The organism is Nocardia grenadensis NBRC 108939 (assembly GCF_001613445.1).
Lineage (GTDB): Bacteria > Actinomycetota > Actinomycetes > Mycobacteriales > Mycobacteriaceae > Nocardia > Nocardia grenadensis.
In genome coordinates, this window is the sequence record NZ_BDCJ01000002.1 from 134,497 (window position 1) to 146,572 (window position 12,076).

A 12,076-nucleotide genomic window follows, 5' to 3' on the forward strand; every position below is an offset into this window, starting at 1 on the left:
GAAGACGGCCGCCAAAGATTCGCAGGCTGCCCGCACGCCGGTGACCGACGGCGCGAAAGCCTACCGCGGTTGACCGATCAGAGATGGGCCGACCGCGGTGGCCGATGGCGGGCGGACCGTCGCAGGACAGACCTATCGCGGGTGGACCGGTCCGGGCGGGCTGGTCGTGGGTGAGCGACCGCGGGCGACCAGCGAAGGGCGGACGGCCCGCCCGGAACTATCAGCGCTGCCCGGCCCGCAGGAACCGTCCGGTGCGAGTGCTGCCCAGAGCCGGATCGGCGGTGCCGTGACCGAACACATACCGCCCGCCGATGTACACCGCCGAGACGGCGGTGTCGTTGCGGTTGACCATCCGTTCCAGTCCGCCGTACTGGGCCACCGGGCTCTCCGCGTAGGCGTCGAGCGAATCGTCGAGGCCTGCCGGATCGATGACGACCAGATCAGCGCGGTCGCCTTCGCGCAGGTGACCGGCATCGATGTCGTACCAGTCGGCGAGTTCGCCGGTGAGCCGGTGCACCGCCCGCTCGAGCGGGATCACCGGAGTGCCTGCCTGTTCGGCCCGGTACATCCGGCGCAGGAAGCGGAGCCCGAAATTGTAGAAGGCCATGTTCCGCAGATGGGCGCCCGCGTCGGAGAACCCGAGCTGGATCCCGGGGTGGGCGGCGAAGCGGTCCAGGATCTCGGGGCGATGGTTGGAAATGGTGGTGCGCCAGCGTAGTTTGGCGCCGTGCTCGAGGACCAGATCGAGGAAGGCGTCCACCGGGTGTAGTCCGCCGCGGTCCACTCCGACCTGCCCGAAAGTCTTACCCACGACTTTCTCGTCCGGGCAGCTCACGATCTCGGCGTCGAAGAAATCGCGATGCCAGACCCGCAGCCCGAATTTCGCGTCGTAGTCCTTACGGAAGCGACGGCGGTAGGCCTCGTCGGCGAGCAGTGCGTCGCGCTCCACCCGGTCGGCCAGGTGCAGGGCCGCCGCGCCGGACCCGAACTCCTCGAAGATCACCAGATCGATCCCGTCGGCGTACACCTCGAACGGTACGGGCAGATGCTGCCAGCGGAAATCCGCGCCGAGCGCGTTCACCAGCCGTGCCAGGGTGCCGATCAGGACGACGGCGAACGGATTGGCCTTGATATCGGCGGCGGACAGCAGGCTGGTCTTGAGCTTGCGGCGACCGATACCCAGGCTGCTGAAGATCATCGCGCCGAGACTGCGCGGCGAGGTGATGTCCGGTCCGCCCTGCAGTACCCGGCCGCGTCGGCGCAGGATCGTATTGAGGCGGCGGCGCTCCTTCGCCCGCGCATAGGTGGACGGCAGGGTGCGTGAACGGCAGGTCTCGCCGTCGATCTTGTCGAACAGCAGCTGCTGCGCCGACATACCGAGGAATCCGGCGTCGAGCGCCTCGCGCAGCGCCGCCTCCATATCCGTCAGCTCGGCGCGGGTGGGGCGGACCTCCTTGCGGGTGGCGCGGTCGAGGCCGAGGCGGGCGGTCCGGATATCCGAATGACCCAGCATGGCTGCGATATTCGGGCCCAGTGGCAGCTGCTCGATCGCGGCCACGTACTCGCGGGCGCAGGTCCAGGTCTTGATTTCGTCGAGCGTATCGATCACATGGCGGCGCGGAATGGCCTCGACCCGACCGAAGATATCGCCCGCGCCGGTGGGATCGATATGCACGGTGGACAGTGAGCACGAGCCCAGCAGTACCGTGGTGATGCCGTGCCGGACCGATTCCGACAGCGCCGGGGACTTCAGTACCTCGATGTCGTAGTGGGTGTGGATATCGATCATGCCCGGCAGGACCCATTTGCCCGCCGCGTCCACCACATCCGGACAGCCGGTCTCGTCGAGCGGATCCGCGGAGACGGCCACGACCCGATCGCCGCGCAGTCCGAGATGGCGAATGGCGGAGGACGCGCCGGTACCGTCGAACCAGCGGCCACCCTTGATGATCGTGTCGTATCTCACACCCCATTGCAACTGGTCGGATGACCCGGAGTCAAGAGGGGGTAGGCGTCGCCGGGCGGACCGCCCGCCCGGCGACCGGGGGTCAGCCCGCCGCGACCTCGGAACGGTCCTCGCTCCACAGCGTGTGGAACTTACCCTCGGCGTCGATCCGCTCGTAGGTATGCGCGCCGAAGAAATCGCGCTGGGCCTGGGTGAGCGCGGCGGGCAGCCGTTCGGCGCGCAACGCGTCGTAGTAGGACAGCGAGGAGGCGAAGGCCGGCACCGGGATCCCGAGCAGCGTGGCGGTCGAGACCACCCGCCGCCAGCTGTCGATCGCCGTCTCGATCGCCTCCCGGAAATACGGCGCGAGGATCAGGCTCGGCAGCGCCGGATCGGTTTCGTAGGCCTCTTTAATGCGGTTCAGGAAGCGGGCGCGGATGATGCAGCCGCCGCGCCAGATGGTGGCCAGATCGCCGGGGGTGAGGTCCCAGCCGTATTCGGCACTGCCGGCGGCGATCTGATCGAAGCCCTGGGCGTAGGCCACGACCTTGGACGCGTACAGGGCCTGCCGGATATCCTCGGTGAACTGCGCGATATCGGTGGGTTTCGCGGCGAGTTCGCCGGCGGCGAGCCCCACCGCCGCCGCGCGCTGGCCCCGCGACCCCGACAGGGCGCGGGCGAATACGGCCTCGGCGATACCGGTTACCGGGACACCCAGGTCGAGCGCGGATTTCACGGTCCAGCGCCCGGTGCCCTTCTGCTCGGCCGCGTCCACGATCACATCGACCAGCGGCTTCCCGGTTTTCGCGTCGACCTGGTTCAGCACCTCGGCGGTGATCTCCACCAGGTAGCTCTCCAGATCGCCGGAGTTCCACTGGGTGAAGATATCGGCGATCTGCTTCGGATCCAGGTCCAGTGCCGCGCGGAACAGGTGGTACGCCTCGCCGATGAGCTGCATATCGGCGTATTCGATACCGTTGTGCACCATCTTGACGAAATGGCCGGAACCGTCCGGGCCGATATGGGTGCAGCACGGGGTGCCGTCCACCTGGGCGGCGATGGACTCCAGCAGCGGTCCCAGCGATTCGTAGGATTCCGCGGGCCCGCCCGGCATGATCGACGGTCCGTTGAGGGCTCCCTCTTCGCCGCCGGAGATTCCGGCGCCGACGAAGTTGAGGCCGCGGGCCCGCAGCGCGGCCTCGCGCCGGATGGTGTCGGTGTAGAGGGCGTTGCCGCCGTCGATGATGATGTCGCCCTTTTCCATGGCGCCCGCGAGTTCTTCGATCACCGCGTCGGTGGCGTCGCCGGCCTTCACCATGATGAGCACCCGGCGCGGCTTCTCCAGCGCGGCGACGAACTCGGCAATGGTCTCGGTGCGGACGAAATCACCGTCATCGCCGTGCGCAGCGAGCAGCGCGTCGGTTTTGGCGACGCTGCGATTGTGCAGTGCCACGGTGTAGCCGTGCTTGGCGAAGTTGCGGGCGATATTGCTGCCCATCACCGCCAGGCCGGTGACCCCGATCTGTGCACGCGCTGCGGAGGAAGCCATGAACCAGCTCTTTCGTTCGACTGTTCCAACATTTCGGCGGGTTCCGCCGGGCCGCGTCGATCGTGGAGACCGGCCGCGCGCCCGACATATGCCCTGTCTTCTTTCTACCGGGTGGCCCGGCCGGGCCGTGCGCAGACCCGCCGACAACCGGTCCGCGCGTGCGGACCGGCGCGGGCGACGGTGGGATCGCCGCAGCGGACCTTCCGGGCCACGCGGCCGGGTGTACCGGTGCCGGGCGGTTCGGGAGGAACCCGGCCCGAACAGTGGCTTCGCATGGTCGATCGAGAGACCCGGGGCGCACAATCGATGAACCGTGGGAGGTGTGGCGGCGATCCGGCGCGCGATTGGGTACACCGGAGGAGTGCGGTACAAATTCTTGCTCACGATGTCGACCGCGGTACTGACTGTCGCGGCGTCCCTGTTCACCGTCCAACCCGCCGCGGCCGCCCCTGGGCCACGGGTCGACGCGGAGAGACCGATAGACGGTCGCGCGATCCTGCTGGAGGTGTACTCACCCGCCATGGACACCGTGGTGACGAATCGGGTCATCCCCGCGCGGGGTGGCGGGCCGGCGCCCACGGTGTACCTGCTGACCGGGATCGGTGGCGGTGCCGACGGTATCTCCTGGTGGGATGATACCGACGTCCGGCAGTTCTTCGGGGACAAGAACGTGAACGTGGTGATGCCGATCGGCGGCGCCTACTCCATGTACACCGACTGGCACACCGACGATCCCGTGGTCGGCCGCGCCCGCTGGCAGACCTACCTCACCCAGGAGTTGCCGTCGGTCGTGGACGCGCGGTTCGGTACCACCGGACGCAATGCGATCGCCGGGGTGTCGATGAGCGGCGGGTCGGCCGTGGATCTCGCCATCCAGTCGCCGGACCGCTACCAGGCGGTCGCGTCGTACAGCGGATGCCCGTGGTCCGCCGATGCCGCGGGCATCGCGATGGTCAGCGCGCAGGTGATGCGGGGTGGCGCCGACCCGGGCAAGATGTGGGGTCCGCCGGGGTCCGCGGGCTGGCAGGCCCACGACGCGTTCGCGCACGCCTCCCGGCTGGCCGGGAAGACCGTGTATCTGTCCGCCGCGTCGGGTATGCCCGGCGAGATCGACCGGGGCTGGGGGTTCCCGCCGGTCGAAGCCATTGCCTCGGCCTGTACTTCGGCCTTCGCCGGTCGCCTGGGCCAACTCGGCGTCGGCGCGGTGCACATCGACCGTTCGGCCGGTGCCCATACCTGGGGTCAGTTCGAATACGACCTGCACGATTCGTGGCCGCATCTGGCGCGGGCGATCGGCGCCTGACCACCGAGCCGCCCGACGGTCTTCGTCAGCTGCCGGGCGGCTCGGTAGAGGCGGCCCGGCCGGCCTGCCTCCGTGACTGGTCGTCCGTCCAGGTGAAAGACTGGCCGGGTACCGCCCGAGGCGGCACGGCACCGGTGGTGGTCCGGCGAAAGGAAGATCATGCGGAAATTCGGTACGGCCGCGGTCACCGCGCTGCTCGCGGCGGCGATCTCCGGTCTGCCCGGCGGGCACGCGGTAGCGGCCCCGGGCGCCGGTGTCGTCGAATCCGTCGCACCGCTGCCCGCCCCGGCCGTGCTGCCCGGCTCGGTGGATTCCCAGCGCATGTTCTATACGACGACGACCGTCGGCGGGGCGCCGACCGTGGCCAGTGCTGCCGTGTACTTCCCGCCCGGCGCGTCCCCGGCCGGTGGTCGGCCGGTCATCGCCTGGGCGCACGGCACAGTCGGGCTCGGCGATTCCTGCGCGTACAGTGTGGCCGGCCCGGGCGCCGTGGCGCGGGACTGGGCGTACCTGGGTCAATGGCTTGAGCAGGGTTATGCCATCGTCGCCGCCGACTACGCCGGGCTGGGTACACCCGGTGAACATCCGTATCTGAACGGTGTGGTGGCGGCGCACAATGTCGTCGACGCGGTACGGGCCGCGTCGGGGCACTACTCCGAACTGTCGAACAAATGGGTTGTGGTCGGGCAGTCGCAGGGCGGGGGAGCGGCGGTCACCACCGCCCGGTACGCCACCGAATTCGGTGGCCCGGAACTGGACTACCGTGGCGCCGTGGCCACCGGCGTCCCCGCCTATATCGAGAACATCCTCGCTCTGATGGGGCCGGGTGTACCGCCGGTGAAACTGGGCGCGCATACCACGGGGTACGCGCTGTACCTGCTCAACGGCCTGCGCACCACCTACCCGGAGCTGGATATCGAATCCTTCCTCACCGACTCCGGCCGGTACTGGCTGGAACGCGGGCGCACCGAATGCCTGTCCCCGTTCGGTCACGAACTGGTGGCCCAGGGTGTGGTGATCGGGGACCTCTTCACCCGGCCGTTGGCCGAAATCCCGGATCTGCGCGGGCTGCTCACCCGCTATCTCGGCCTGCCGGAATCCGGCTACGACAAACCGCTGTTCCTGGGACAGGGGCTGCTCGATACCGATGTGATCACCCCTGAGACACTGCGGTTCGCAGCGGTGCTGACGGCGAACCGGCAGCCGGTGACGTTGAGGGTGTACCTCACCGATCACGATGGCGCCGTGAATGATTCGCTAATCGACACGGTGCCGTTCGTCGGCGATCTGCTCGACTGAGTTCCGGCCGTCCGAGTCCCCGGATCCACCCGCCGGTGAATCGGACTGCCGGATATGGCCTTCCCCCGTTTGACTTCGTCGGCGCCGGGAATAGCGGGAGCATAGTGTTCCTCGACCCTTGGGAATTGCCATGATCATTGTTCTCGGGCTGGTGATCGCCGTCGTGGCGGTTGCCGCCGGTGTCGCCGGCGTCGCGGCCAATACCAGTGATGTCAATCGGCTGACCAGTGACTTCTCGGTCTTCGATTACCACTTCGCCGGGACCACCGGCGAACTGTTCCTCATCGGCATCATCGTCGGGGTGGTCGGCGGATTAGGAGTGGGTCTCGTCTCCGCCGGTGCGTGGCGATCCACCCGCCGGGGTATGGAGACCCGCCGTGAACTGCGGCAGTCGCGCAAGGAGATCGCGGCCGCCCAGCGGGATCTCGCCAAGACCAAGACGCCGGCGAAGAAGCCCGCCCCCGCCGCTCCGGCGGCTCCGGCCTGGTCGATGAGCAAACTGCTGCGCAAGCCGGACAAGAGCGCGGCGACCGCCAAGTGACCCCTGTCCCTCGCCCGAATATCGGATATCGAATCAGAAAGTCAGTGTCATGATCGTTCTCGGACTTGTTCTGCTCATTGTCGGTTACCTGCTCGGTATCGGCGTACTCACCACCATCGGCCTCGTTCTGCTCGTGGTCGGCGCGGTACTGGCCATCGCCGGATCGGTGGGCCGGCCGGTCGGCGGCCGGCGGCATTATTACTGACACTGTCCACCAGCGACCCTATCCACGACCGCCGCGGTGCGGGCGATCCACACGGATCGTCCGCACCGCGGCGGTCGTTCGGCCGGACATGCTCGTGCCGGGCTCTTTCAGCGCACCGCTCGCCGCTCCTGCCGACGAGGGCTCGTCGCCGCCTGGGCTTCCGGTCCGTGGGGATTGGTCAGCGCCATGCTCACTCCGATCAGCAGTACGACGGTGACCACGCTGATGGCGCCGAGCAGCGGCCCCAGAATATCCAGCGGCTCGGCACCTTCGGGCGACGCGGCATCGGGAACCTCATGCGCGTGCATCGCGGACATGCCGGTGTAGTGCATCGTCGCCACCGCCGCGGCCATGATGAGTGCCGCGCCCAGGGTGGACGGTATTCCCCACGAGCGCATGCTGAACCACAGCGTCGCGGTGGCCGCGACCGTGGCGATGACCAGTGAGAGTGCGATGCGGGCGGGGTCGTACTCGATATGCGCGTCCGTGCGCAGGGCGGCCATGCCGGTGTAGTGCATGGCGGAGATACCGAGACCGGTGATGGCACCGCCGGTCAGCAGTGCCGGAAGACCTGAGCCCGGTGTGGTCACCAGATACAGGCCGATGGCGACCACGCCGATCGAGATCGCCGCGCTCAGCAGGGTGAGCGGGACATCGAAGCGTATCTGCGCGCCGTCTATCGAAAAACCCAGCATCGCCACGAAATGCATGACCCAGATACCGGTCCCGCCGATGGTGATCGCGCCGAGCGCGAGCCAGAACAACCGGCGTCGTCCGCGCCGGGCCTGCCTGGTGCACTGTAATCCGATGGCGCATCCGGTGGCCGAGAGGAAATAGGCGAGGGCGGGCGTCAGCCAGCCGAACGCGAAGTGTTCGAGGTGAAGCATGTCCATCCAACGTTCCGCCGGGAAAAGCCCGGGTTTTCTGTGTAGGGCTAAACAGTACGACGCTCACCCGGATGGTGTGCTGATCATTTGCTTGAAATGCTGTGTGATGAATCACATTCAATCTGTGGGGTGTCTCGACTTCGCAATATTGCATTGTCTATCTTGCGGATACGCTTCCGTGGTCGGTTGGTCGCGAAGTGTGCATCGAGGCGCCGAAAGGCCGATGTCACCGCATCATTGGAAGTTGCTCGTTGCGCGTCCGGGTGAAACGGCTATTCCGAAATGGGTGTGGCTCGGATTTCGGGATCGCGCGACTACCTTCTCCCGGCGCCCGATAACTGCGCTATAACTGGCATATAACTTCTCGGTGTCGGTTCCTTGATCGGTGAAACGTTCCGGGTTCGAAACCGACTGCGGACGGTCCGGTCGCCGGACGCGGCGACCGGACCCTCCGCCGGTGTCGGTGCGGTCGTCACCGCGCCTGCGAGCCCTCGCATTTCATCAGTTCCGACGCGGACGTGACCCGGGAGTCGAATACTGTCCACAGCGATCCGTCCGTCAACCGTCGTAGGACGAACCGGTACTTGCCGTAGCACGCCCGCGAGGCCGTCGTCAGACGGGTCTTTCCCACCACCCGGTAGGGATATCCATCGATGCGCACTGTCGAGCTCATGCTGTTCTCCCCTTTCGCCGTTGTCGGTCATCGGCGGCCACTGTGGCAGGGAGGTGCTGAAGCCACGCTGAAACAGCCTGAAGGCGACTTCAGGAAGCAGGAAAGGTGCCGGTCGGAATCACTGTCGAGATCAGCGGTGTACCTCCAGCCAGTCCCGGTAGTGCGTGGGAGCCAGATACGCGTCCGGCCCGGCGAGGAGTTCGTCGCCGGTGATCGCGGCGAACATACCGGCCGTCTCGTCGGTGACGACGATACGGTCGTCGTGCCGGGCGAGCAGGGTCATTCGGCCGATCTCGTCGAGCGGGAGCACGTCGGGTCCGGCGATATTGCGGACACCCTGCAGCGGGGAGCCCAGTGCGACGCCCACCACCGCGTCCACGACATCCGCGGCCGCCATCGGCTGTAACCGGGTCGCGGGCAACCGGACGACGCTGTCATCGGCGGACCAGGACATCACCGCGTCCATGAATTCGAAGAACTGGGTGGCGCGCACGATGGAATACGGTGTGGGGCCCTTCCGGAGCAACTCCTCCTGCAGCGCCTTGGCCCGGTAGTAGTCAACTTGTGGCACCCGGTCCACACCGACGATCGACAGCACCACCTGGTGTTTCACCCCGGCACGGTCCCCGGCGCCGAGGAGGTTGTCCATCGCGGTGCGGAAAAAGCTCAGCGCCGCGTCGTCGAAGGTCGGGGAGTTGGCCAGGCCGACCACCACGTCCGCGCCCGCCACCGCCTGGTCCAGGCCCGCGCCGCTGACCAGGTCCACGCCGGTGGACAGCGCCGCGGGCACCGCATCGTGACCGGCCGCCCGGAGCTTGCGGACGACCTGTGAGCCGATCCGGCCGGTACCGCCGATGACTGTCAGCTTCATGTTGCTCACCTTTCACCGCCTGCTACCGGGCAGGCCGGGGTTCAGAGAGTTCGATGTGCACTGAAATGCCGAGAGGTGCTCCACTGCGGCGGTCCGCGACCGGAGGAGCGACCGGCCGCGCGAACCGGGTGATCACTGTGCTGCTGTCCAGGATCGCATCAGTGATACCGGTGACGGTGGCCCGGCCACCGGAATAGATGATTTCGAGACCTGCCGGCCCGTACCCGGGTCAGGTAGAGAGCCGCGCGTCCGGCATCGGCCGGGTGAGCGATAGGTCCCGGTGGGCGATCCCCGGGCCGTGCTCATGCACCGGACGCAGGGCCTCGATGACATTTACACAGGTCAGATGGTCGGCGGGATGAAGCCCTTCGGTGAAGCGGAAGCGGACGTTGGCGGTGCCGCGCGCCGTATCGGTCGTGGTGATCAATTGATAGCGCAGCGGCGCCCGATCCTCGGTGGTGGTGGTCCAGATGGAGCGATAACTCAGCCCGGGCCCCAGCTCCCGGTCGACGATCACCTTCTGCACGGCCCCGGAACCGTCGGTGATCACCTCCACGCTGCTGCTCGGGGTCTCGGACGCACCGGCGGCGCTGTGGAACACGGCGTCGTCGAGGACGCGGAGTCCTGCCGTGTAGTAGCCGTCCACCGCGGCCGCGCCGGCGACGGCGGCTTCGGACCCGGTGGCGCCGATACCGATATCGTGCCGTCCGCCCCACGGGTACACCCCGGCCTCGGGAAAATCGAGTTCCTCGACCAGTTCCACCCGCCGGATCCCCCGGGTCACCTCGGTCAGCGACCGGATGAGCCGGGCGGGGATGGTGCTCTGGAAGGCCCCGGTGGCGTGGAAGGTGGAGTGTCCGGTACGGCAGGCATCCAGCAGTTCGGCCGGCGGAACGTGGTCGTCCAGCGGTGCCGTGGATATCACGTCGTAGCCGTCGCTCAGGAGCTCCGGTAGCACGCTGCCCGGTATGTCCGCGGCGATCTCGGCGAACGTCGGCACGTAGACCACGCATGCCGTGCCTTCCGGCGGGGGCTGCAGGTTTTCGATCCGCGCGGATACCTCGAGGTGCGCTCGCGTGCGGATCCGTTCGGCGATCCGGTCGGCGAAAGGGCCCGCGCCGAGCACCGCGACCGCGAGCATGGGTGAACTCATGACGACTCCAGAAGGTAGTGAGGACGCAGGTCCGGCATGACCACACCGGGGGGCGCGGCACACAACTCGGGAACCACGCCCAGCATTGCGGCGACCGAGATATCGGTAATAGCGGACCAATCTCCGCTATAGGCCTCGTCGTCCATTTCGTTACGCATCTCGATGACACCGGGGTTGCCGTCGAGAGTGATCACATGTCCGCCGGCCGGGCTGCTCGGATGATCCGGCCCCAGATGGGTATCCGACGCCCTCGAAGTCGGGTGATTCGAAGGCAATGCGCAGGGCCCGCCCGCCCATATCACCGGGGCCCCAGATGATCAGCCGATATGGACCGGTCACAACCGTCTCCTTGCCCGCCGCTCGCGGACTTTCTAACACACAGTCGGATGGGACACGCCAGTTCTGTGCGGCGTGGGCGCGGTGATGCCGAGAATATCCACGATACGTGCGGATTCTGCGCGATGCGGTAAACGGAGGTGACTTGTTGTTCATCTCTGCTGGGACGTCTGCGACGCGGTGGGCCCGTGGTGAGAGCGGCCCCGTGGTGGTGTGGGTCCCGGTGCGGAATGCCACGAAGGAGGCATCGAGTTCGCCGGTGGCGCTGCACATCACCTGGGTGCGGTTCTCCAGGTCGAGCGCATGACGCAGGCTCGGCGCGTCCACGGTCTGCCACATGGTCTCGTTCGTCATCCACACCGCGAGCGGGGAATTGCGGGCGATCTCCTCCGCTTTGGCCACGGCGCGCGCGAGTAGCTCACCGGACACGCGCCCCCGGCACCGGTGATGACGAGTGCCCGAACCTTCGGGGCACCGTTGATCTCGTCGAGTACGGTGTGCAGTTCGGCGACCGTCTGATTGTCGAGCGCATTGCGCCGGTGCGGGCGTTCGATCGTCGGTACGACGACCCCGGAGGGTAGATAGTCGCTGGACAACGCGGACACGGGTGCTCCTTCGGCTCGGGGTTCAGCGGGCGACGGTACCGCCGTCGACCAGGAAGGACTGACCGGTGACGAAACTGCCGGCGTCCGAGCACAGCAGCAGCGCCGTGCCGACCATCTCGTCGGGTTCGGCGATCCGGCCCAACAGCGTGGCCCCGGCCATGGCCGCGACGAATTCCGGTGGGTTCTTGCGGACCATATCGGTGTCGACGGCGCCGGGGGCCATGGCATTCACCCGGATCCCGTCGGCGGCGAACTCGGCGGCCATGGAGCGGGTGAACGACAGCAGGGCCGCCTTGCCGGCCGCGTACATCGACAGCGCGCCGCTCGGCGGCCATAGGGTGCGCTACGGCCGCACGCATTTGTATCAGTACTCGGATCGGTGCCCGACGCGCGGGCGCGGTCGGTGCGACCGCCGGACGACCGGTTCCCGGCCCGGTCGCACGGTGGCGTGCCCGGCTCACCACACGAACCGCGCGAGATAGCGGCGGGAGTACGCACGTATCGCGGCCGGGTCCGAGATATCGAGCTGCCCCCCGGGATCGAGCAGCAGCGACAACGTGAGCCGGATCAGCAGTTCGGAGACGGCCCATAGGTCCGCCTCCGGCATCGTGACACCGCTCCGGCGCAGCGCCCCCGCGACCCGGTCACCCACCATCCGCGATGGGCAGGCCCCGCGCCCTATATGTCCACACCGTATGTCCGGCAACGC

At 67.6% G+C, this 12,076-nt stretch carries 13 protein-coding genes and 2 pseudogenes; 4 read left to right on the plus strand and 11 right to left on the minus strand.

What is annotated here, in order from left to right; genetic code table 11:
• Positions 1–220: 220 nt before the first annotated feature.
• Positions 221–1,966, minus strand: a complete 1,746-nt coding sequence (locus NGR01S_RS01640; protein ID WP_063034358.1) for an N-acyl-D-amino-acid deacylase family protein — start codon at positions 1,964–1,966, stop codon at positions 221–223.
• Positions 1,967–2,048: 82 nt separating this feature from the next.
• The gene (gene gnd, locus NGR01S_RS01645; RefSeq protein WP_063034359.1) at positions 2,049–3,494 is read right to left on the minus strand and encodes an NADP-dependent phosphogluconate dehydrogenase; all 1,446 of its coding nucleotides are present in this window, start codon (positions 3,492–3,494) and stop codon (positions 2,049–2,051) included.
• A gap of 385 nt (positions 3,495–3,879) precedes the next feature.
• Between gnd and NGR01S_RS01650 the strand changes: the two genes are divergently transcribed.
• The 4 genes from NGR01S_RS01650 (at position 3,880) to NGR01S_RS31400 (ending at position 6,842) form a co-directional block, all read left to right on the plus strand.
• Positions 3,880–4,797: an alpha/beta hydrolase gene (locus NGR01S_RS01650; RefSeq protein WP_063034494.1), complete on the plus strand. Its 918-nt coding sequence runs from the start codon at positions 3,880–3,882 to the stop codon at positions 4,795–4,797.
• A 159-nt stretch (positions 4,798–4,956) separates the two neighbouring features.
• Positions 4,957–6,096: a lipase family protein gene (locus tag NGR01S_RS01655; RefSeq protein WP_063034360.1), complete on the plus strand. Its 1,140-nt coding sequence runs from the start codon at positions 4,957–4,959 to the stop codon at positions 6,094–6,096.
• Between the two features lie 130 nt (positions 6,097–6,226).
• Complete coding sequence (locus NGR01S_RS01660) at positions 6,227–6,637, plus strand: hypothetical protein (protein WP_063034361.1); 411 nt, start codon at positions 6,227–6,229, stop codon at positions 6,635–6,637.
• Between the two features lie 49 nt (positions 6,638–6,686).
• Positions 6,687–6,842 carry a DUF6131 family protein gene (locus NGR01S_RS31400; RefSeq protein WP_085995414.1) on the plus strand — a complete coding sequence of 52 codons (156 nt, stop codon included), beginning with the start codon at positions 6,687–6,689 and terminating at the stop codon, positions 6,840–6,842.
• 107 nt (positions 6,843–6,949) lie between these two features.
• On the opposite strand, the gene NGR01S_RS01665 is transcribed toward NGR01S_RS31400, so the two are convergent.
• From NGR01S_RS01665 to NGR01S_RS01700, 9 genes and pseudogenes are all read right to left on the minus strand, one after another.
• Positions 6,950–7,735, minus strand: a complete 786-nt coding sequence (locus NGR01S_RS01665) for an MHYT domain-containing protein (RefSeq protein ID WP_063034362.1) — start codon at positions 7,733–7,735, stop codon at positions 6,950–6,952.
• A gap of 466 nt (positions 7,736–8,201) precedes the next feature.
• Entirely contained in the window at positions 8,202–8,402 is a 201-nt protein-coding gene (locus NGR01S_RS01670) for a hypothetical protein (protein ID WP_157107072.1), read from the minus strand.
• A 130-nt stretch (positions 8,403–8,532) separates the two neighbouring features.
• Positions 8,533–9,273 (minus strand): SDR family oxidoreductase, encoded by a 741-nt coding sequence (locus NGR01S_RS01675; protein ID WP_063034364.1) that lies wholly within the window; start codon positions 9,271–9,273, stop codon positions 8,533–8,535.
• Between the two features lie 229 nt (positions 9,274–9,502).
• Positions 9,503–10,426: a hypothetical protein gene (locus NGR01S_RS01680; RefSeq protein ID WP_063034365.1), complete on the minus strand. Its 924-nt coding sequence runs from the start codon at positions 10,424–10,426 to the stop codon at positions 9,503–9,505.
• The gene (locus tag NGR01S_RS30710; protein WP_063034366.1) at positions 10,423–10,620 is read right to left on the minus strand and encodes a hypothetical protein; all 198 of its coding nucleotides are present in this window, start codon (positions 10,618–10,620) and stop codon (positions 10,423–10,425) included. The genes NGR01S_RS01680 and NGR01S_RS30710 overlap by 4 nt, the downstream gene beginning before the upstream one ends.
• A 361-nt stretch (positions 10,621–10,981) precedes the next feature.
• Positions 10,982–11,167, minus strand: a pseudogene (locus tag NGR01S_RS33060) (enoyl-CoA hydratase/isomerase family protein); the annotation flags it as partial.
• On the minus strand, positions 11,113–11,367 hold the full coding sequence (locus NGR01S_RS32130) for an enoyl-CoA hydratase/isomerase family protein (RefSeq protein ID WP_063034367.1): 255 nt from the start codon (positions 11,365–11,367) through the stop codon (positions 11,113–11,115). The pseudogene NGR01S_RS33060 and the gene NGR01S_RS32130, both read right to left, overlap by 55 nt.
• Before the next feature lie 22 nt (positions 11,368–11,389).
• Positions 11,390–11,686: pseudogene (locus NGR01S_RS01695) on the minus strand (SDR family NAD(P)-dependent oxidoreductase); the annotation flags it as partial.
• 138 nt (positions 11,687–11,824) lie between these two features.
• Complete coding sequence (locus NGR01S_RS01700) at positions 11,825–11,974, minus strand: hypothetical protein (RefSeq protein ID WP_157107073.1); 150 nt, start codon at positions 11,972–11,974, stop codon at positions 11,825–11,827.
• Positions 11,975–12,076: the final 102 nt, after the last annotated feature.